Raw genomic sequence first — 20625 nt, 5'->3', positions numbered from 1 at the left:
CTCGTCGTGCGGGGCGGACGGTGGGTCGGGGAACGGGGACGGAGGGACGCCCCGGCACGGCGGCCGGGGCGTCCCGAGTCGGATCAGGCCGTGATGCGCATGGCCGACGGGTCCCAGTAGCCCGAGAACACGTACGTGGCGAAGCCGGAGCGGGCGACGTAGCGGTGCGTGTCCGTGATCAGCGGCGTCATGTCGGCGCGCTCGAGGATCGTCTCCTGGGCCGCGAGCAGGTTCTCGCACTGCGTGTCGGGGTCGGACGCGGCCATCGCCGCGTCGTAGAGCGCGACACCCTCGGGGTTGACGCTCGAGGACACGTTCGTGCCGCCCTCGGCGTAGGTCGGGCCGAGGTAGCGCGCGATGGAGGTGTGGATCAGACCGGGGCCGGCGTTCTCGGCCGCGACCGCGACGTCCCAGGTGCCGGGCTCGGTGCGCATCTGCTTGGTCCAGTCGGCGGGGTCGGGAGCCGAGACCGTGACCGTCGCTCCGGCGGCGCGCAGCGACTCCGCGAGGAAGTCGGCGGCCGGGTCCCAGTTCGACATGATCAGCAGGCGGATGCTCTGCCCGGTCAGCGCGGACGCCGCCGCGGCGGGGTCGTACTCCTGCACCAGCGACTCGTCGTCGAGGGCGCAGCGGTAGGACGCCGCGTTGACCGTGTACTGCGGCACTCCGAGACCGTCGAGGCCGGCGGCGTTGAAGCCCTCGGTGTCGATGGCCTGGGCGACGGCCTCGCGCAGCTCCTGGTTCCCCTCGAAGACCGATCCGGAGCCGGCCGCCTCGTTGAAGACGAGGTTGTAGGCCGAGCTGGCGAAGGTCACCGTGGTGTATGCGTCGTCGCTCTCGAAGCGCAGCGCGTTGGAGTCGTAGAAGCGGGCGAGGTCGACGCCGCCGGACTCGAGCAGGTTCGCGCTCGTGTTCGAGTCGGACTGCACCGTGAGGTTGATGGTCGTCGCGGGGACGCCCTCGACTTCCTCCCAGGCGGGCCAGGCGTCGTAGTCGTCGCGCAGGGTGTAGCTCGCGCTGACTCCGGCCGAGAGGTCCGAGAGCGTGTACGGACCGGACCAGGCTCCGTCGACCGTGCCCGCGGCGAGGCCCTCGGGGTCGGCGAGGCCGGCGGGGCAGATGATGCCGGTGCCCGGGCGGGTCATGCCGCCCAGCAGCTGGGAGTAGGGCTCGCTGAGCGCGACGGTGAGCGTCCCTGCGGCGTCGTCCGCGGTGAAGGTCGCGTCTCCGGAGCCGAACGCCTGGTTCTTCCAGGTCTGGGCTCCCGCGTCCTCGAGGCCGGTGAGGTACTCGAAGGAGTCGGCGACGACGGTCGGCGTGATGGGAGTGCCGTCGGCGCAGGTGGCGTCGTCGCGCAGGGTGAAGACGTAGTCCAAGGCCGAGAGCGACTCCCACTCGGTGGCGAGACCGCCGATGTAGCCCTCGGTCTCGCCCTGGCGGAGCAGGGTGTCGAAGCCGAGTCGGGCGACCGTGACGTCGGCGTCGGCCGAGGCCTTCGCGGGGTCGAAGGTGGCGGGCGCGTACCAGAGCTCCGCGTTGATCGTGTCGGGCGCGGGAGCGTCGGCGTCGGGCTCGGCGCTCGAGGTCCCGCAGGCGCTGAGCGCGAGACTCGCGATCGCCGCGAGCGCGACACCGCCGAGCATGCTCTTCCTGACCATGGTGCTGTCCTCCAGGGGATTCGGGTGGTGCGTCGGGGCGGATCAGGGGGCTGCGGGCGGAGCCCGCCGGCCGGGGTCGAGGCAGGACGAGCAGGGCCCGTCTCTTCAACTTGGATCCAATGTAACCGGGACCGCATCCAATTGTGTTTCGTCTGGATTACATCTGCCGAGACACCGAGTGGACGAGCACGCCTCCGACCTCCGTCCGCAGCACCCGCGCGGCGCCGAACCCGTCCGGCGTGCACGAGAGCGGATCGACGTCCAGCTCGACCAGATCGGCGAGGAACCCCGTGCGGAGCACGCCTCGAGAAGCCTCGGAGAACGAGGCGTGCGCGGCCCCGCGCGTGCAGGCCTCCACGGCCTCCTGCACCGAGAGCGCCTGGGCGCCGCCCACGGGCCTCACGAGGCCGCGCATCCGCCTGCCCGCCGCCATCGCGACGAGCGCCCGCGGATCGAACGGGAAGTACGGGGCGTCGGAGCCCATCGCGATCACCGCGCCCGCGTCGTGCCAGGCCCGCATCGGATTGACCTCCTCGACCCGCTCCCCCAGCCGCCGGGCGAGGCCTGCGGCGTTGCTCCAGGCGATGGAGGGCTGCAGGGACGCGACGACGCCGAGGCTGGCGGCTCGCTCGAGGCTCGCGGCGGAGGGGCTCGAGGTACGCGTGGATGAGCTGGCAGCGCAGCGGCTCGAGCACCTCGGCGGGTGCGGCGTCCTCGAGCGCGTCGAGCACCTCGGCGACCGCCCGGCTGCCGACGGCGTGCACGCCCAGCCCCCAGCCCGCGGCGACGCAGGCCGCGGCGAGCCGCGCGAACTCCGCGGTCGCCAGGCGCTGGACGCCGTGGTCGCCGCCCGGCCAGGCCTCCTCGAGCAGCGCCTGCCCCTTCATGCCCTCGCCGTCGTAGTAGACCTTGATCGGCCCGAGGCGCAGCCGGTCGTCGCCGTCGCTTGTGACTCCGTCGATCCCCGCGAGCACCGCGAGCGCCTCGTCGACCCCGGGCACGGCGTCCGACCCGAGCTGCGGCCAGGGCATCGCCACCACCCGCAGGCTGAGCTCGCCCCGGCTGTGCGCCTCGCGGTAGGCGGCCAGCTCGTCGAGCGTGACGGCGGGATCGATCACTCCGGTGATCCCCATCGCGTGCAGGAGCGGCTGCACGCGCAGCAGCGCCGCGCGCCGATCGGCGGGGGTGGGCGGAGTACCGCCGAGCCAGTCGGGAGCGTCCGGATCGGCGTCCGCGTCGGCCAGCATCGCCGCCGAGAAGGCGGCCGCGTCGGCCCCCTCGTCGAGGAGCTGCAGCGCCTTCAGTCCCGCTCGCTGAGCGTGGGAGTGCGCGTCGATGAAGCCCGGGAGCAGCACGCCCTCGAGCACCTCCTCGCGGGCGCCGGCCGGAGCGGCCGCCCGGACCTCCTCGACCGAGCCGACGGCTCCGATCCGCTCGCCGACGACCAGGAGCGCCTCGGCGACCGGGCGCTCCGGATCCATCGTGCGGATGCGGCCGATCAGGATCCGCGCCTCAGCCACGGCCATCGAGCCAGTCGTGCACGTCGGCGGCCGTGACCAGCGCGTCGCGCTGCAGGTACTGGATCGCCTCGAGCGCGGCGTCGTGCGCCCGCTCGCTCGAGCCCGCCACGCAGTCGGTCAGCACGCGCACCGCGTAGTCGTGCTGGTGCGCATCGGCCGCCGTGTAGTGGATGCAGACGTCGGTGAGGCCGCCGACCAGCAGCAGCGTGCCGGCGCGGTAGGCCTTCAGCACGATCTCGAGCTCCGTGCCGAAGAAGGCGGAGTAGCGGCGCTTGCGGATCACGAACTCCTCGGGCCGCGGCTCGAGCCACGAGGCCAGCTCCGTCGCCGGATCACCCTCGAGGCAGTGCGGGCCCTCGGCCCCGTCGAGCTCGCGACCGATGTCGACGAGATCGCGCTTGTGCACCTCCTGGATGAAGACCACGGGCACTCCACTGCTCCGGCAGTGGGCGATCAGATCGCGCACGCGCGGCGCCCGCTCCTGCCTCCCGCTCATCACGGGGATGCCGGGCGTCGGCGCCGTCGAAGCGGCACCGCCTTGGATGTCGACGACGACGAGGACGGGGGTGCCGGAGACGGCGAGCATGCGGGTGGATCCTTCCGGTGGTGCGCGGAGTCGGGTGAGGGTGCCCCCGCGACTCCGGCGGAACGGGGTGGTGACCCGCCCTCGTCCGCCCGGTCATTCTCGGATCCGGAGCGTTCCGGCGCGGGTCGGCACTGTTTCACCGAGGTAAAACCTCGGCTTGTTCGGGATGTGGAGGAGCCTCTGCGAGGCGCTCCGGTCAGACGGGTCGCGCCGCCTGCCGGCGCCGGAACGGCAGCAGCTCGGCGACCGGCACCGGCGCGAAGGCGTCGCCCACGGCCACCCACACCCGCGCCCGGGCCGCGTGGTCGCCGAGCAGCTCGGCGCAGACGCCGCACGGCTCGATCAGGTGCCTGCTCCTCCGGGTCGCTGCAGCACGCCCACGATCGAGACGATCGGGGACCCGGCGACGACCGCGGCGCTCAGTGCCGCCGACTCCGCGCAGACGGAGGCGCGCCCCGCGCCGGCCTCGACGTGCAGCCCTGTGACCACGCGGCCGTCCGCGAGGCGCAGGGCGGCCGCCACCTCGTGGATCCGCTCGGCGTAGAGCCTGTCGAGCAGCCCCGACGCGATGGCCAGCAGCTCGCGGTCGCCCTCGCCCATCGCCTCGGGCGGCCCGTCGAGGACCGGCCGGTCGGCGCTCACGACCAGCCCAGGATCCGCGCCATGTTGCCGCCCTCGACCAGCGCGCGGTCGGCCTCGTCCGGGATCGCCTTGGCGATCTTCATCCGCTCGAGGTCGAAATCGCTGCCGGGCCACTCCGAGCCCAGCAGGATCTTCTCGGCGCCCAGCCGCGCGTAGGCGCGCTTCACGTCCGACATCAGCGTCGCCGACGTCTCGAGGTAGATGTGCGGGTTGCGCTCGGCGACGATGATCGCCTCGGGGACGTTCCACACCGCTCCCATGTGGGCGATGATCGTCGGCACTCCCGGGAAGCCCTTGGCGATCTCCTCGATGGCGAAGGGCGCGCAGAACGCGTCGTCGAGGGCGTTGATGAGCACCGGCAGTCCGAGCTCCTCGCAGACGGCGAAGAGCGGATCGAGCAGACCGTGGTCGGCCACGTGGTAGCCGTGCAGGCTCGGGTGCAGCTTCAGCCCGACCAGGCCCGCCGCGGCGAAGCGCCGGATCTCGTCGACCGCGTTCTCCCACTGCGGCATCACCTGGCCGAAGCCGAAGAGCCGGTCGGGGTGGGCCGCGACGAGGTCGATCAGGAAGTCGTTCTCGATGCCCTGGGCGAGCGAGCAGACCATCGCCCGGTCCACGCCCGCCGCGTCCATCCGGTCGAGGATCCGCTTCGGGTCGAACGGCGTGTAGGCCGGCGGCTGCTCGCCAGGGCGGACTCCGCTGAGGTAGTCGCTGCGACCGCGGCGGTCCTGGGTGGTGTTGTAGGCGTCGATGATCATGCGGCGTGTCCTTCTCGGATTGAGGGCGTGGGGGCGGGCGGAGTCACGCGACGGACATCGCGCCCATCGCGACGATCCCGGCGAGGGAGGCGAGGCGGCGGGCGGTGTCGAGGCGGTCGGTCCGGTCGGCGAGGGCGGTGCGCGCCGCGACGACGGAGTAGGCGGCCACCCCGAGTGCGAGCGGCAGGGCGAGGGAGGAGTGCGCGTGCGCGTCGGGCGTGGCGACGGGTGCCGCCGACAGCAGCACGAGCCCCGCCGCGAGCAGCATGCCGACGCCGTGCAGGGCGTCGGTGGCGTGGCGACGGGCCGTGCCGCGATTCCGGCGGATCCGGTCGACGAGGGCGGCGGTCACCGCGCATCCCGCCAGCAGGAGCGACCAGAGCGGAGGGGGGACGAGATGCAGGGCGGGAACGTGCACGTCGAGCATCGCCGCGACCATCGCGACCTCGGCGACGAGCCAGGTGCGGCCGATCCTCCGGCGACCGGCGACGCCCAGGGCGAGGGACGCGAGCGCCGCGAGCAGGACGACGACGAGCAGTGCGGTCACACCGGCCTCCTGCTCGTGGTCGAGAGGAGCATGATCGCTCCTGATTGGATCCAATCGTAGGCGCTGCGGATCCACCCGGTCAACGAACCGCGTCATCGGAGGGCTCCGAGGCCGTCGACGACTCGGAGAAGGGATCCATCGAGTGTCATGATTGGATCCCGGCCGAGCTCGCGGCCGTCCGATCAGAGGGGATCACGACGTGACCACCCAGGGCGACAACGCACTCGTGGACGATCTCGCGGCCCGCATCCGCGCCAAGATCATGTCCGGCGAGATCCCCATCGGCGCCCCGCTGCGCCAGGCCGACCTCGCCTCGCAGTTCGGCATCAGCCGGACCCCCGTGCGCGAAGCGCTGCGCCAGCTGCAGACCGGCGGGCTGATCGAGGTCGTCCCCAACCGCGGAGCCGTCGTGCGCGTGCCCGTGCCGTGGGAGGTCCGGGAGGCGTACGAGGTCCGCGCGGAGCTCGAGTCCCTCGCCGCCCGCCGCGCCGTCGACCGGCTGGACGACGCGACCATCGCCGAGCTGCGCTCCGTCAACGCCGCGATGTACGAGCGCTCGCTGGCGGTAGCGGCCGGCACCGCGACCGAGCGCGACGGCAGCGCCAACGACCAGTTCCACGGGCTGATCTACCAGGCGTCGGGCAACACCCGCCTCGGCCGGATGCTCGTCGAGATCAACGACGCGTTCCCGCGCAACGTCTCGGGCCTCGTCCTGCGCGAGAACTCGCGCCACCGCGAAGAGAACTTCCGCGAGCACGAGGAGATCGTCGACGCCTTCGTCGCGGGCGACCACGACCGCGCGGCCGGCATCATGCGCGAGCACGTGCTGCGCGCCGGCGAGCACCTCGCCCACTGGTACGAGCGCCGCTCCTCCACGGTGTTCACGGGCTGACGGCTCCGTTCACGGGCTGACGGCTCCGTTCACGGGCTGACGGCTCCGTTCACGGGCTGACGGCTCGGTTCACGGGCTGACGGCTCCGAGACCGCCCGGGCGTCGACCAGTCGAAGACGGTCGACGGCGCCGATGGGCGGCGGCAGATCGCGACGGATCGGAACCCGCGGGCCGCGCATCCGGGATCGGCCCTACCGTCGGCGCCCCGGGATCGGCCACGGTGGACCCCGTGACCGAGATCCTCCGCCTCGCCGCCTTCCCCGCGACTCCCGACGGCGGCAATCCCGCCGGCGTCGTGCTCGACGCCTCCGCCCTCGACGACGCCGCGATGCAGGCGATCGCCGCCGACGTCGGGTACGCCGAGACGGCCTTCGCGACCGAGCGCACCGGAGAGCGGCGGTTCCGGATGCGCTACTTCTCGCCCGTCGCCGAGGTGCCGTTCTGCGGCCACGCGACGATCGCCACCGCGGTGGCGCTGGCGGAGCGGGACGGAGCCGGCCCGTTCGTCTTCGACACCCCCGTCGGCGAGGTCGCGATCGCGACCCGCGTCGAGGACGGCGCGCTGCTCGCCGCCTTCACGAGCGTCGAGCCCCGGGTCGTCCCCCTGCCGGACGCCGACACGGACGCGATCCTGGCACTGCTGGCCCTGGACCGCACCGCGCTGGACGCGCGCTTCGCGCCGGCCGAGGCGTTCGCCGGCAACCGGCATCCGATCCTCGTGCTCGAGAGCGCCGCGGTCTTCGACGGGTTCTCGTTCGAACCGGCGGCGATGCGTGCGCTCATGGACTCGCGCGGCTGGAGCGGCACGATCACGATCGCGCGCGCCCTGCCGGACGGCGCGTTCGAGACCCGCAACCTCTTCCCGGTCGGCACCCTGGCCGAGGACCCCGCCACCGGGTCGGCGGCCGCCGCGCTCGGCGGCTGGCTGCGCGCGATCGGCGCCGTCGCCCCTCCGGCGCGCGTCGTCGTGCACCAGGGCCGCCACGTCGGCCGGCCGAGCGTTCTGCTCGTCGACGTCCCCGCCTCCGGAGGCGTCACGGTGAGCGGCACGGCGCACGCGATCGAGGCGTAGCCGGCCTCGTCGGCGCGGCACCCCGCCGCTAGTGTGAGCCGCGCGCCGACCCCGCGGCGCCCCCTCGAGGAAGGCCCGCCGTGGTCCCCGACATCAACCCCTGGGCCGTCGCCCTCGCCACCCTCTCGACGATGATCGTCGGCTCGGTCTGGTACACCCCGAAGGTCTTCGGCACGCTCTGGATGCGCCTCACCGGCATCACCGACGAGAGCATGCGGACCCGCAGCGCGGTGGTGCCGATCCTGGTGACGCTCGTCGTCAGCCTCGTCACCGCGCTGGTCCTGGCCGGCTGCGTCGACATCGCGCACGCCTTCTACGGCGGCAGCTGGTTCGCGAACTCGCTGATCACCGGCCTGTTCCTCTTCGTCGGCTTCACCGCGGCCCGGATGATCACCCACGACGCCTTCGAGGGCCGCCCCGCGAAGCTCACGATCCTCAACGTCACGCACGAGCTCGTGACGATCCTCGTGATGTCGGTGATCATCGGCCTGCTGCCGGCGTGAGTCCGCGCTCAGCTGCCCGGAACGGCTCCCGACACGCCGCGAGAACGCGCCGTCTCGGGCGACTCGGCGCGCGGGCCGGAGTGGCGAGCGCTCTGGTGCTCGCGCTGGCGGGCTGTGCGCCCGGCCTCTCCGCATCCGCGACCGACGCCTGCAATCATCACGCCGACTGGGTGAGCGGGGGCGGCTGGAGGAGCGGCGCGATCGCAGCGTCGAGACCATCGCGGAGCTGCTGACGGGCGAGGATCCGGCGGAGCTCCGGAGCGCGTCGGCCGCGATGACGGCGGCGCTCGACTCCGATGACGAGGCCGGCTCCGCCACCGCGTCGGCCGCCTTCGCGGACGCCTGCCGCGACAACGGATGGGAGCCTCCGGAGGGCTGACGCCGACGGTCCGACGAACGGGCACGCGGGTCTCGATACCGCGCCTGCGGCGCTGCTCGACCTGCAAGGGGGCGCCGCTGCGCGCGCTCGATCAGCAAGGGGTGCCGCTGCTCAGCCACTCGACCAGCGACGCGGCCGACGCGCGGCTGCTCGACCAGCAGGATCCACTCCCGAGCCCGATCGCCCCTGCTGATCGAGTAGGCCGCGCAGCGGCCGTATCGAGATCCCCCCACCGATCCCCGCCAGCGCCGGAAGGGGGGTCGGATCGCCGTCAGACGACCTGCCAGGCTCGGGGCATGAGCACCCCCAGCGATCTGCTCGCCGTCCTCGTCGACGCCGACAACGTCCCTCCGTCCCGGATCGGAGCCGTCCTCGCGGAGGTCGCTCGCTTCGGCACGGCCTCGGTGAAGAGGGTCTACGGCGACTGGACGAGCACGCAGCTCACCAGCTGGAAGACCGCGGCGAGCGAGCACGTCATCCAGCCCATGCAGCAGTTCGCGCACACCAAGGGCAAGAACTCGACGGACAGCGCGCTCATCATCGACGCGATGGACCTGCTCTACACGGGCCGCTTCCAGGGGTTCTGCATCGTCTCGTCGGACAGCGACTTCACCCGACTCGCGTCCCGGATCCGCGAGCAGGGGATCACCGTCTACGGATTCGGGGAGCGCAAGACGCCGACGTCCTTCCGCAACGCCTGCGACCAGTTCACCTACCTCGAGGTCCTCGAGGTCATGGACGGCGATGTGACCGCCGTCGCCTCGATACCGGAGCGGCCGGTGACGTCGTCACCCCGAGACGACCCGCGTCTCATCGAGGGGGCTCCGGAACAGCGTGAGCACCGCGTCGTCCGAGGACGGATGGGCGAGCCTCAGCGCCGTGGGGCAGCTCCTGCGCAAGTGGCGATCGGACTTCGACTCCCGCAACTGGGGCTACGCGAAGCTGTCGGAACTCGTCCGGGCGACAGGGCAGTTCACGGTCGAGTCGACGGCGACGGGGCACCGAGTCCGCACGGGAGTCTCCTCTCCGGCACGATCCCGTCGCGAGACGGCAGGACGCGGCGCCGAGGCGTGACCCCCTCCCATCGGACCCACTGACGGAGAGACGTCCCCGTGCCGTGCCCGCCGTCCACGGTGAGGAGAACCACGCCGCGGCGCGCGCAGGCTCCGACCAGTTGGACCTCGGTCCTCTCACCCGCATGTTCGACAAGGTCGTGACGGCGCCGGAACCGGTAGACGAGCCCGACTGGTCGATCAGCGAGATCCCGCGACTCTCGATCACAGCGACCGAGACGAGCTGACCGGCGGGCGCGGACGCCGGTGGTCGACTCCTCCGAGAGATCGGGCACCCAGGAGTCCTCCGTCGCACACGATGAGCGAGCGATCGCTCGTGCCACGATGACCGGATGAGCGAATTCACGGTGCTGGGGATCGTCGCCGCGAACTTGACCCCGCAACCCGACCTGACCCTCGATGGACGTCCGGTGGGTGCCTTCGCGGACGACGCGGATCCGCCGAGCCCCCCGGGCATCTACTCGGCGCCGTGGGCCGAGTGGCCCGCCTTCCTCCTCTCGCTGCTGGGCGAAGAGCCGTCGGTCGAGGGGTCCATGCTGCCCGGACGCATCGCCGTGGCGTGCTGTGCGTCGTGCGGCGATGCGAGCTGTGGAGTCCTCTACGGCGCCGAGCTCGTGCGGAGCGAGCGCACCGTCCAGTGGAGGAACGCGCAGTGGGAGGTGGAGACCGACCGGCCACTGCCTCCTCCCTCCACCGCGCTCGCCCGCCTGGCTCGGCGAGCCGGGTTCGGTGCGACGTACGAGTTCACAGGCTGGAGGCCCGGCATCGGTCGGGTCCGGACCGTGACCTTCGACCGGGAGCAGTACGACGCCGTCATCCGCGAGGCCCTTCGCGCACTCCCGGACTCCCCTGCACCCTGACGACGAGACGTCCCCGTGCCGTCGAGACGTCCCGCCGCTGCGGGCTGTCTCGACGGTCCGAGGACGTCTCCTGGGGGTGGTTCTCGACACATTCGACCGGCCGGGGCCGATCCCGCACCGGCAGGGCATTGACTCCCGCCCCTCCGCTCCTTAGTGTTCCCACAGGTTGAAGCGCTTCAGTCTTCACCGACTCAACGACGAGGACCAGCACATGCATCTGAAGAAGGACTCCCCGACGACCCGACGAGGACGGTGGGCCGTCGTCGCGGCCACTGCTCTCGCCTTGACCGCACCCGCTCTCGGAGGTGCCACTCCCCGCCCCCGCGGCCGCCGCCGACTGCTCGACGGTCGCCTGGATGGACGCGGCGAAGACGCCGGAGCAGCGCGCCGACGCCCTCCTCGCCGCGAGCACGCAGCACCAGAAGTACCGCTGGCTCGTGGAGCAGCCGGCGAACAGCCCGCAGCAGACCGACTTCCAGGGCGTCCTCTACCCGGCTCAGCTGCCGTGCACCCCGCTCGTGACGTACACCGACGGCCCGGACGGCGTCCGCTTCACCGAGGGCGTCACTGCGTTCCCCGCGCCGATCTCGGTCGCCTCGACCTGGAACACGGCACTGGCTGAGCAGAAGGGCGCCGCACAGGGCGCCGAGGCGTTCGACAAGGGGAAGAACGCGGTCCTCGGCCCGGGTCTCGCGAGCGGCCGGACCCCGTTGTCCGGTCGCACTCCCGAGTACTTCGGCGAGGATCCGCTCCTCACCGGCCTGCTGACCGCGGCCACCGTCAACGGCCTCGGAGGACGGGAACCCCGACAAGCCGGTGATGTCCGACCTCAAGCACTACGTCGCCAACGAGCAGGAGCTCGACCGGCAGACCAGCTCGTCGAACATCGACGAGCGCACGCTGAAGCAGGTCTACGAACTGCCCTTCGAGATCGCGCTCAGCAAGAGCAGTCCCGAGAGCGTCATGTGCTCGTACAACCGGATCAACGGCGTCTACGCCTGCGAGAACCCGCTGCTGAACACGAACCTCAAGGGCGACCTCGGGTTCGACGGCTACGTGGTCTCGGACTTCGGAGCGGTCCACTCGACCGCCGCCTCGCTCGTGAACGGCCTCGACCAGGAGCTCAACCGGCCGAAGTTCTACACGCCCGCCCTGCTCGACGCGGCTCTCGCAGCGGGTGAGATCAGCCAGAAGCACATCGACGACGCCGCGAAGCGGGTGATCTCGTCCTACGTCCGGGCCGGGCTCTTCGACAACCCGGTGCCGACCACTCCGGTGGCGGACGCCTCGACCGCCGAGCACAAGGCGATCGCCCGCGAGCTCGCGGAGCAGGGCACGGTGCTGCTGAAGAACGACGGTGCGCTCCCGCTCGCCGTCGCACCGGGCGCGACGATCGCCGTGATCGGCGCCACGGCGTCCAGCACCGTCACCGACGGAGTCAGTGCCGCCTCGGTCTGCAGCATGGCCTGGCGCTTCAACAACGCAGGCACGCTGAACTGCGAGGACCTCGTGTCCCCCGAGACCGCGATCCGCGAGCGTGCGGCCGCGGCCGGCGCGTCCGTCGTCTTCAACCCCGGCACCGACCCGGCGAGCGCCGCCGCCGATGCCGCCGCGGCCGATGTCGCGATCGTCTTCGGCTACCAGCGGATGGGCGAGTTCAGCGACCTCCCCGACCTCCGCCTCGCCGGAGCGGGCGACGAGCTGATCGAGACGGTGGCCTCCGCCAATGACTCGACGATCGTGGTCCTCAACACCGGCAGCGCCGTCGAGATGCCCTGGATCGACAGCGTCTCGGGCGTCTTCGAGGCCTGGTACGGCGGCGAGCAGGTCGGACCGGCTCTCGCCGGCCTCCTCTTCGGCGACGTGAACCCCTCGGGCAAGCTGCCGATGACGTTCCCGAAGTCGCTGGCCGACACCCCGACCAGCACGTCGCCCGAGCGGTACCCCGGCGTCTTCGCCGACGGTTCGACCGTGCGGCCCGAGGGCAGCCAGGAGGTCCGCCAGGTCGAGTTCTCGGAGGGTCTCGCGGTCGGCTACAAGTGGTACGAGTCCCAGGGCATCGATCCGCTCTTCGCGTTCGGGCACGGCCTCTCGTACACGAGCTTCGACTACGCGAAGGCGAAGGTGTCGCCGAAGATCACCTTCGACAAGAAGGCGAAGTACGGCATCAAGGACATCGGCATCGACATCTCGTTCCGCGTCACGAACAGCGGCGACCGCGCCGGCACCGAGGTCGCCCAGGCGTACCTCACCCTGCCGGCCGCGACCGGGGAGCCCGCGCAGCGGCTCGTCGGCTGGGAGCGCGTGGCGCTGGAGCCCGGGCAGTCGAAGACGGTGACGGTCTCGCTGTCGGCCAAGGACGTCGCGGACCTCCGCCTCCTGCAGTACTGGGACGCGACGAGCGATTCCTGGGTCGCCTCGCGCGGCACCTACACCGTGTCGGTCGGCGGCTCGGTCGACGCGTCGACGTCGACGACCGTCCGCATCCCCTAGGCGACCTCGAGCGACGACGGCCCCGGAGATCCTCCGGGGCCGTCGTCGCGCCCGGCCCTGGTACCGTGACTGCGCCGCCGCGGCGACGGCGCGCAGCAGGACGGAGGACCGCCATGACCGGGCTCCCACCCGCTCGGCAGGGCTCTCCCCGGATGGAGGACGTGGCGCGTCGCGCCGGAGTGGCGCTGGGCACCGTCTCGAACGTCCTCAACCGGCCCGCCCTCGTCTCGGCGTCGACGCGGGCGAAGGTCCAGCAGGCGATCGACGAGCTCGGCTTCGTGCCCAACCGCGCGGCCCGCGCCCTCGCCGCCGGAACCAGCAGCACCGTCGGCTTCGTGGTCATCGACCTCAGCAACTCCTTCTTCCTCGACATGACCCGCGGGGCCGAACACGCCGCCGAGGCGGCCGGGATGACCGTGGTGCTCGGCAACACCGACATGCGCTCGGCGAAGCAGCGCACCTACCTCGACCTGTTCGTCGAGGAGCAGGTGGCGGGGATCCTGCTCGCGCCCCTTCCGGGAACCGCCGAGGAGGCGGTCGCGAAGCTGCCGCCCGGGCGCCGGCTGGTCTTCCTCAACGACTCCGCCGTCGAGGGCGCCTGCACGGTCAGCGCCGACGACGAGCACGGCGGATACCTCGCCGCCCGGCACCTCATCGACCTGGGCAGGCGCCGCCTCGCGTTCGCCGGCGACCCGGGCATCGCCGTGCCGGTGCGCGACCGCCTCCGCGGGGTCGAGCGCGCGATCGCCGAGACGAACGGCGCCGTCTCGCTCGAGCTCGACCTCACCGCCGAGGTGCAGGTCGAGGACGGCCGCCGGTTCGGGCACGCCCTCGCCGGTCGGAGCGGGGGTGAGCGTCCGGACGGCGTGGTCGCGGCCGCCGACCTGCTGGCCCTCGGGATCCTGCAGTCGCTCCTCGCCACTCCGGATCTCCGGATCCCCGAGGGCATCGCCGTGACCGGCTACGACGACAACCGGTCGGCCTGGGACAGCATCGTCCCGATCACGACCCTCGCGCAGCCCGGCGAGGCGATGGGCGCGGCCGCCACGAAGCTCCTCCTCGACGAGATCGCGGACCCGGCCGGACACGAGCACCGCCACGAGGTCCTGCGACCGCAGCTCGTCGTGCGCGGGAGCACCGTCGCGGATGCGGCGCCGCGCCGCGGGCGCTGAGGCCGCGGGCCCCGACCCCACCCCGCCCGCCGCAACGCGAGACGCGCCGTCAGCCCGCCGCCCGGGGTGTCGAGCAGCTCGATGGTGCCGGAGTCGTGCTCGACGACCTGCCGCGCGATCGCGAGTCCCCGGCCATCGCCGTGCGCGGCCGCTCGAGGGGCGGGGGCCGCTGCGCGGCTGCTCGACCGAAGAGAGAGGAGCGCCTCGTGAGGTAGTGGTCGCCGGACGGGGTCTGCCGCCTTCGCGGGCCCCGTTCCGGGTCGACTCGGTGAGCGCTGATGGTGCGAGTGGTCCCTGAATGGGGCCGGCCAGGGCCGCGAGCGCCGTTCCGCGACCGTTCGCATCCTGTGCGGGGCGGGGGGTCGAGGTTCTGTCGGACGTGGGTCTCGATACGCGCCTGCGGCGCTACTCGACCAGCGAGGGCGGCCCTGCGCAGCTGCTCGACCAGCGCGGCGAACCCTGCTGATCGAGTAGGCCGCGCAGCGGAGGTATCGAGATCCACCCCTCCAGCCCTCGCACTGACAGCGAGACGTCCCCGTGCCGTCGAGACGTCCCGCTGCTGCGGGCTGTCTCGACGGTCCGAGGACGTCTCGTGGGGGCAGGTCTCGAGACGCCGCTCCGCGGCTGCTCGACCAGCGGAGGGCTACTTCTTCCGGCGCGACTCCTTCGGCACCGTCCGGATCCCGGTCGTCCCCGTCACCTGGTTCACGCCCGTCGTGTCGATGTCGGTCGGCCGCTCGCCCGGGCGGTAGGCGGTGTCGACCGCCGACTGCACCGACTCGTCGACGACCGTCGCCGCGGCGATCGCCCGCTCCATCCGGCTCTGACGCGAGCGGAGGTAGAGGCCGAGCGCGATGATCACGATCAGCGCGAGGTACGCGAAAGCCGCGAACGGACGGGTGACCAGCGCCGTGAGGTCGCCCTGCGAGAGCTGCAGCGCGCGGCGCAGCTGCGCCTCCGCCATCGGGCCGAGGATCAGCCCGATCACCAGCGGCGCCACGGGGTAGCCGAAGCGGCGGAGGAAGTAGCCCACCACTCCGACGACCAGCAGGATCACGATGTCGACCGTCGAGAAGTTGACGGCGTACGCGCCCAGCACCGCGAAGGTCAGGATGCCCGCGTAGAGGTACGGACGCGGGATCTGCAGCAGCTTCACCCACATGCCCACCAGCGGCAGGTTGAGCACCAGCAGCATCACGTTGCCGAGGTAGAGGCTCGCGATCAGCGCCCACACGAGGCCCGGCTGGTTCGTGAACAGCTGCGGTCCCGGCTGGATGCCGTAGCTCTGGAACGCCGAGAGGATGATCGCGGCGGTCGCGGTCGTCGGCAGGCCCAGGGTCAGCAGCGGCACGAGCACGCCCGCCGCCGCCGCGTTGTTCGCCGACTCCGGACCGGCCACGCCCTCGATCGCCCCGCGGCCGAACTCGTGCTTGTGCTTCGAGAGCTTGCGCTCGGTCGCGTACGACAGGAACGTCGCCACATCCGCGCCGCCGGCCGGGATCGTGCCGATCGGGAAGCCGATCGCGGTGCCGCGCAGCCACGGCTTCCACGAGCGCTTGAAGTCGTCGCGGGTCATCCAGCTGCGCCATCCGCGGGTCACGGGGATCACCTGGATGCCGCCGTGCCGCATCCGGGACGCCACGTAGAGCGTCTCGCCGACCGCGAAGAGGCCGACCGCCACGAGCACCACGTCGATGCCGTCGGCCAGCGGCAGCAGGCCGAACGTGTAGCGCTGCTGCCCCGAGAGGATCTCGGTGCCCACCAGGCCCACGAACAGGCCCAGGCCCAGCGAGCTGAGTCCGCGCCAGACGGAGGAGCCCAGCAGGGCGCCCACGGTGATGAACGCGATGACCATCAGCGCCACGTAGTCGGCGGGAGCGAGGTTCACGGCCCAGGCCGCGATGGTCGGGGCGAGGAGGGTGAGCAGCACCGTGGCGACGGTGCCGGCCACGAACGAGCCGAGCGCCGCGGTGGCGAGGGCCGCGGCTCCGCGCCCCATCTTCGCCATCTTGTTGCCCTCGAGCGCGGTGACGATCGAGGCCGACTCCCCCGGCGTGTTCAGCAGGATGCTCGTGGTCGAGCCGCCGTACATGCCGCCGTAGTAGATGCCGGCGAAGGTGATCAGCGCCGCGGTGGGGTCGAGCGTGTAGGTCAGCGGGAGCAGCAGCGCCACCGTCATGGCCGGGCCGATGCCGGGCAGCACGCCGACGGCGGTGCCGACCAGCACGCCCAGGAACGCGAAGATCAGGTACTGGGGCTGCGCGGCGATCGCGAAGCCCTCGAGCAGTGCCGAGATGTTGTCCACGTCAGCCTCCGATCGCGTCGAGGACGGGCTGCAGCCAGCCCAGCAGCGGACCCAGCGGCAGCGAGAGCCCGAGCAGACCGCCGAAGACGATCTGCACGACCAGGCCCAGCGCCAGACCCACGAGGATCGCGACCCACCACTTCCTCGCGCCCAGCGACCACGCGACTCCGCCGAAGAGCACGGCCGCGGCGAGCGCCCAGCCGATCAGGTCGACGAGGACGATGTGCGCGATGACGAAGGCGACGAGCTTGCCGAGGGTGACCCAGTCGGTCTTGGCGGTGGAGTCGATGTCCTCGCCCTCCTCCTGCGGGCCGAGGCGGCCGCGGAGGACGTCGATCAGCACCATGACCGCCGACAGGGTGAGGATGCCGCTGACCAGGAACGGGAAGACCCGCGGGCCGACCTGCGAGCCGGCGCCGGGAGCGCGGATCGAGAACGCGCCGACGAAGACGAAGATCCCGAGGGCGACGGCGAGCACCGCGAAGACCAGCTCGCCGATCAGGCGGCCCCGGTCGGCGCGGGCCGCGTCCGTCCCCGGGGCCACCGGAGGAGCGGAGGTCGACATCAGTCGACCAGCCCGATGTTCTTCAGCGTCGCGCCGACCTCGGTGATGTCGCTCTCGAGGAAGTCGCCGAACTCGTCGCCGGTGAGGAACGCGTCGGTCCAGCCGCGGGTCGCGAGCTCCTCGGTCCACGCCTCGGTGCCGTGCAGCTCGGTGACGAGGTCCGTGAGGGCCGCGGTCTCCTCCTCCGTGATGTCGGAGGGGGCGAGCACGCCGCGCCAGTTGGTGAGGGTCACGTCGTAGCCGGCCTCGGTCATGGTCTCGACGTCCGGCAGCGATTCGACGGGCTCGGCCGACGAGACGGCGAGGGCGCGCATGGTGCCGGCCTCGATGTGCTCGAGGAACTCGCCCACGCCGGAGATGCCGGCGCCCACGTTGTTGCCGAGGATCAGCGAGACGGCCTCGCCACCGCCCGAGTTCGGGATGTAGTTGAGCTTCTCGGCGATCTCGTCGCCCGACAGGCCGGCCGACTCGAGCAGCAGGCCCGCGAGGATGTGGTCGGCGCCGCCCGCGGAGCCGCCGGTGACGGTGATCTCCTGGCCCTTGTCGACGATGGCGTCGGCGAGGTCCTCGAGGGTCTCGAACTCGGACGCGGCCGGCACGACGACGACGAGCGACTCCTCGGTGAGGCGGGCGATCGGAGTGGTGTCCTCCATCCGCACGTCGGCGGCGTTGGTCTCGACCGCGCCGACCATCACGAGGCCGGTGACCATCAGGGTGTTCGGGTCCTTCTCGTTGGCGAGGGACGCGAGGCCGACGGTGCCGCCCGCGCCGCCGACGTTGGTGACGGGGGCCGAGCCGACGAGCTCCTCCGCGGTCAGCAGCTGCGACATGGCGCGGCCGGTCTGGTCCCAGCCGCCGCCCGGGTCGGCGGGGACGATGATCTGGAGCGACTCGACGGCACCGCCGGCGGCGGGCTCCGAGGCGGTCTCGGTGCCTCCCGATGAGCAGGCGGTGAGGGCGAGGGTCGAGGCGGCGAGCACGACGAGGAAGGGCTTGGATCGCATGGTTCTTTCTCTCCTTTGAGAACTCCCGAGTGCGAGATCGGGTGGATGCGCCGCTGCGGCGCGCGAGACAGAACCTAATGAGAGGGATGCCGCGGCCGCGGCTTCGGTAACTAAGAGCGGGCTTTCGTAACTATTGGTCGGCGACCCGCGGGTCTCGATCCGGTCCCGGAGCGACGCAGCACGTCCCGTGGCGCGCCATGATGGGCGGGTGGTTCGGGCAATGTCGCTTCGAGTACAGCTCCTGCTGCTGCAGGCGCTGATCGTCGCTGTCGCCGTCGTCGCGACCGGACTCGTCGCCGGATCCCTGCAGGAGCGCTCGCTGCGCTCCTCCTACCTCGACCGCATGACCGGAGTCGCCCGCTCGGTCGCGAACCTCCCGGCGATCACCGAGGCCTTCGACGACGAGGACCCCTCGATCGTGATCCAGCCGATCGCCGAGGTGATCCGCGAGGCGTCCGACGTGACCTACGTGGTCGTCACCGACCGCGCGGGCGTGCGGTTCTCGCACCCCGACACCGAGCGGATCGGCGAGCGCGTCTCGACCGACCCTTCGGTGCCGCTCGCCGGGCAGACCTTCGTCGGCACGCAGACCGGCACGCTCGGGGAGTCGTGGCGGGTCAAGGTGCCGGTGTTCGGCTCCGACGGCGAGGTGATCGGCACGGCCTCGGTCGGGATCCTCGAGTCGGCGCTGCGGAAGGACTTCCTCGGGCACCTCAGCTGGCTGCTCTGGGCGATGGCGGGCGCCGCGGTGCTCGGGATCTTCGGGGCGGCCTGGGTCACCGCGATCATCCGCCGCCGGATCTTCCGCCTCGAGCCCGAGGAGATCGCGTCGCTCGTGACGCAGCAGGAGACGATGCTGCACCGGCTCTCGGAGGGCGTGGTGACGGTCGACGCGAGCGGGCGGATCGTGCTGGTCAACGACGCGGCGACCGCGCTGCTGGGCTGGTCCCCGGATCCGACCCAGCCTCCTCCGCTGGCGCGCGACGTGCTCGAGCCGTCGCTGCTCGAGGTGCTCGAGTCGGGCGAGCGCGAGGGCCGGCTGGTCCTCGCGGGCGAGCGGATCCTGATCGCGCGCGGCACCGGCACCCGCCGCGGGGATCGCACGGTCGGCGCGACTCTCCTGCTCCGCGACCACACCGAGCTGCACCAGCTGATGCAGGACACCGACGGCGCGCAGTCGCTCGCCGCCGGCCTGCGCGCCCAGGCCCACGAGTTCGCGAACACCATGCACGTCGTCTCCGGGCTGCTGGAGCTCGACTGCGTCGACGAGGCGCGCGCGTTCATCGCGCGGCTCGGCAGCGGTGGGCCGCTCGGAGTCGGCGGTGCCATCGCCCCCGAGATGCTGATGGAGGATCCGGAGCTCACGGCGCTGCTGATGGTCAAGAGCGCCCACGCGCGCGAGCTGCGGATCGACCTCGCCGTCTCCGCGACTCCCGAGGCCGAGTCCCTCGCCGGACGCCTGCCCTCGACCCTGCGCGACGACGTCGTCACCGTGGTCGGCAACCTCGTCGACAACGCCCTCGAGGCCTGCTCGGCCGGGCACCGCGTGCGCGTGCAGTTCTCGATCGACGACGGAGACCTCGTGATCGAGGTCGATGACGACGGAGTGGGGATCCCGCCGGAGCAGCGCGAGCAGGTCTTCGAGGAGGGCGTGTCGTCCAAGGGCGGCCGCGATTCCGGGGTGCGCGTGCACGGCCGCGGCATCGGCCTCGCGCTCGTGCGCCGGGTCGCGCAGCGCAACCGGGGCGCGGTCGCGGCCGGGGCGTCGGAGTGGGGAGGGGCGCGTCTCACCGCCCGCCTGCACCTCCCGCCCGTGGCCGTGGGGGGTGTCGTGACCACCCCGCTGTCGGTCGTCATCGTCGACGACGACTCCGCCATCGCCGCCCTGCACGAGCGCTTCGTCGCCGCGCATCCGGGCTTCGAGGTGCGGGAGGTGGCGGGAGACGGACCGTCGGCGGTCGCCGCGATCCAGGCGCACCACCCCGACGTGGTGCTGCTCGACTTCCACCTGCCCGGCTTCTCGGGGCTCGACGTGCTGCGCGCGGTGCGGGCGACGGCGGGGCCGCAGCCCGACTTCATCGCGGTCACGGCGGTGCGGGATGTGGAGAGCGTGCGCGCGGCGCGGGCGGCCGGCGTGCACCACTACCTGGTGAAGCCGTTCAGCGCGACGGCGCTGCGGAACCGGCTGGACGAGGTGGCGCACGACCGGCGGTTGTTCGAGGGGGCGGCGGGGCTGCACCAGGACGAGATCGACGTGCTCTTCACCTCGGGCGCGCGGACGCAGGCGCTGCCGAAGGGGCTGAGCACCGAGACGCTCGCCTCCGTGCAGGGGGCGCTGCGTCCGGATGCGGACGCGTCGGCCACCGAGGTCAGCGTCGCGGTCGGCATCTCACGGGTGAGCGCGCGGCGCTACCTCGAGCACCTGGTGGCGTCGGGCCGCGCGGCGCGGACGCTCCGCTACTCCACGGGGCGCCCGTCGAGCGTGTACACGCTGGTGGAGTGACCGGGCGTCCGGATCCCGCGGATCTCCCTACGCCACTGTGCGGCTACTTGATCAGCGAGACGCGCGCGAATCGGGCCCTGCGCCTCCGTCAGC

Annotated in this window: 17 protein-coding genes and 3 pseudogenes; 10 read left to right on the top strand and 10 right to left on the bottom strand. The window is 72.2% G+C overall.

Translation table 11 applies throughout. From position 1 onward, the window contains the following. Positions 1 to 83: 83 nt before the first annotated feature. The 7 genes and pseudogenes from AC0CID_RS13645 to AC0CID_RS13615 all read right to left on the bottom strand — a co-directional run bounded on the left by AC0CID_RS13645 (position 84) and on the right by AC0CID_RS13615 (position 5711). Complete coding sequence (locus tag AC0CID_RS13645; protein ID WP_465227212.1) at positions 84 to 1658, bottom strand: ABC transporter substrate-binding protein; 1575 nt, start codon at positions 1656 to 1658, stop codon at positions 84 to 86. Between the two features lie 157 nt (positions 1659 to 1815). Next, positions 1816 to 2292: pseudogene (locus AC0CID_RS13640) on the bottom strand (amidohydrolase family protein); the annotation flags it as partial. Positions 2293 to 2371: 79 nt separating this feature from the next. Further along, positions 2372 to 2791 (bottom strand): annotated as a pseudogene (locus AC0CID_RS13635) (amidohydrolase family protein); the annotation flags it as partial. Between the two features lie 379 nt (positions 2792 to 3170). Continuing rightward, positions 3171 to 3764: a cysteine hydrolase family protein gene (locus AC0CID_RS13630; RefSeq protein ID WP_465227211.1), complete on the bottom strand. Its 594-nt coding sequence runs from the start codon at positions 3762 to 3764 to the stop codon at positions 3171 to 3173. Between the two features lie 342 nt (positions 3765 to 4106). Further along, on the bottom strand, positions 4107 to 4406 hold the full coding sequence (locus AC0CID_RS13625) for a cytidine/deoxycytidylate deaminase family protein (RefSeq protein ID WP_465227210.1): 300 nt from the start codon (positions 4404 to 4406) through the stop codon (positions 4107 to 4109). Then, entirely contained in the window at positions 4403 to 5164 is a 762-nt protein-coding gene (locus tag AC0CID_RS13620; protein ID WP_207403689.1) for an amidohydrolase family protein, read from the bottom strand. Before AC0CID_RS13620 ends, AC0CID_RS13625 begins: the two co-directional genes overlap by 4 nt. Positions 5165 to 5207: 43 nt before the next feature. Beyond that, positions 5208 to 5711, bottom strand: a complete 504-nt coding sequence (locus AC0CID_RS13615; protein WP_465227209.1) for a hypothetical protein — start codon at positions 5709 to 5711, stop codon at positions 5208 to 5210. 199 nt (positions 5712 to 5910) lie between these two features. On the opposite strand from AC0CID_RS13615, the gene AC0CID_RS13610 reads away from it, so the two are divergent. The 9 genes and pseudogenes from AC0CID_RS13610 (at position 5911) to AC0CID_RS13570 (ending at position 14155) form a co-directional block, all read left to right on the top strand. After that, positions 5911 to 6603, top strand: a complete 693-nt coding sequence (locus AC0CID_RS13610; RefSeq protein WP_207403693.1) for a GntR family transcriptional regulator — start codon at positions 5911 to 5913, stop codon at positions 6601 to 6603. 229 nt (positions 6604 to 6832) lie between these two features. Next, positions 6833 to 7675 carry a PhzF family phenazine biosynthesis protein gene (locus tag AC0CID_RS13605; protein ID WP_465227208.1) on the top strand — a complete coding sequence of 281 codons (843 nt, stop codon included), beginning with the start codon at positions 6833 to 6835 and terminating at the stop codon, positions 7673 to 7675. A gap of 80 nt (positions 7676 to 7755) precedes the next feature. Next, complete coding sequence (locus AC0CID_RS13600) at positions 7756 to 8178, top strand: DUF1761 domain-containing protein (RefSeq protein ID WP_055784746.1); 423 nt, start codon at positions 7756 to 7758, stop codon at positions 8176 to 8178. Positions 8179 to 8853: 675 nt separating this feature from the next. Continuing rightward, complete coding sequence (locus AC0CID_RS13595) at positions 8854 to 9654, top strand: NYN domain-containing protein (protein WP_465227207.1); 801 nt, start codon at positions 8854 to 8856, stop codon at positions 9652 to 9654. A 20-nt stretch (positions 9655 to 9674) separates the two neighbouring features. After that, positions 9675 to 9857 (top strand): hypothetical protein, encoded by a 183-nt coding sequence (locus AC0CID_RS13590; protein WP_465227206.1) that lies wholly within the window; start codon positions 9675 to 9677, stop codon positions 9855 to 9857. 105 nt (positions 9858 to 9962) lie between these two features. Beyond that, complete coding sequence (locus AC0CID_RS13585) at positions 9963 to 10490, top strand: hypothetical protein (RefSeq protein ID WP_465227205.1); 528 nt, start codon at positions 9963 to 9965, stop codon at positions 10488 to 10490. 356 nt (positions 10491 to 10846) lie between these two features. After that, positions 10847 to 11275, top strand: a pseudogene (locus tag AC0CID_RS13580) (glycoside hydrolase family 3 N-terminal domain-containing protein); the annotation flags it as partial. A gap of 34 nt (positions 11276 to 11309) precedes the next feature. Next, positions 11310 to 12983 (top strand): glycoside hydrolase family 3 C-terminal domain-containing protein, encoded by a 1674-nt coding sequence (locus tag AC0CID_RS13575; RefSeq protein WP_465227204.1) that lies wholly within the window; start codon positions 11310 to 11312, stop codon positions 12981 to 12983. Between the two features lie 113 nt (positions 12984 to 13096). Then, positions 13097 to 14155 (top strand): LacI family DNA-binding transcriptional regulator, encoded by a 1059-nt coding sequence (locus tag AC0CID_RS13570; RefSeq protein ID WP_465227203.1) that lies wholly within the window; start codon positions 13097 to 13099, stop codon positions 14153 to 14155. Positions 14156 to 14798: 643 nt separating this feature from the next. Here AC0CID_RS13570 and AC0CID_RS13565 read toward each other — a convergent pair. Genes AC0CID_RS13565 through AC0CID_RS13555 form a run of 3 tightly spaced genes read right to left on the bottom strand, consistent with a single transcriptional unit; the run spans position 14799 to position 18029 of the window. Beyond that, positions 14799 to 16460 (bottom strand): tripartite tricarboxylate transporter permease, encoded by a 1662-nt coding sequence (locus tag AC0CID_RS13565; RefSeq protein ID WP_465227202.1) that lies wholly within the window; start codon positions 16458 to 16460, stop codon positions 14799 to 14801. A gap of 1 nt (position 16461) precedes the next feature. Beyond that, on the bottom strand, positions 16462 to 17004 hold the full coding sequence (locus AC0CID_RS13560) for a tripartite tricarboxylate transporter TctB family protein (protein WP_465227201.1): 543 nt from the start codon (positions 17002 to 17004) through the stop codon (positions 16462 to 16464). 20 nt (positions 17005 to 17024) lie between these two features. After that, complete coding sequence (locus tag AC0CID_RS13555; RefSeq protein ID WP_465227200.1) at positions 17025 to 18029, bottom strand: Bug family tripartite tricarboxylate transporter substrate binding protein; 1005 nt, start codon at positions 18027 to 18029, stop codon at positions 17025 to 17027. 220 nt (positions 18030 to 18249) lie between these two features. Here AC0CID_RS13555 and AC0CID_RS13550 point away from each other — a divergent pair, with 220 nt between their 5' ends. After that, positions 18250 to 20532, top strand: coding sequence for a response regulator (locus AC0CID_RS13550; protein ID WP_465227199.1), 2283 nt, complete (start codon positions 18250 to 18252; stop codon positions 20530 to 20532). The last annotated feature ends 93 nt before the right edge of the window (positions 20533 to 20625 follow it).

It is taken from the genome of Rathayibacter sp. AC451 (genome assembly GCF_979253095.1).
Note: the sequence above shows the minus strand (reverse complement) of the source record. Positions and strands in the feature narration are given on the sequence as shown.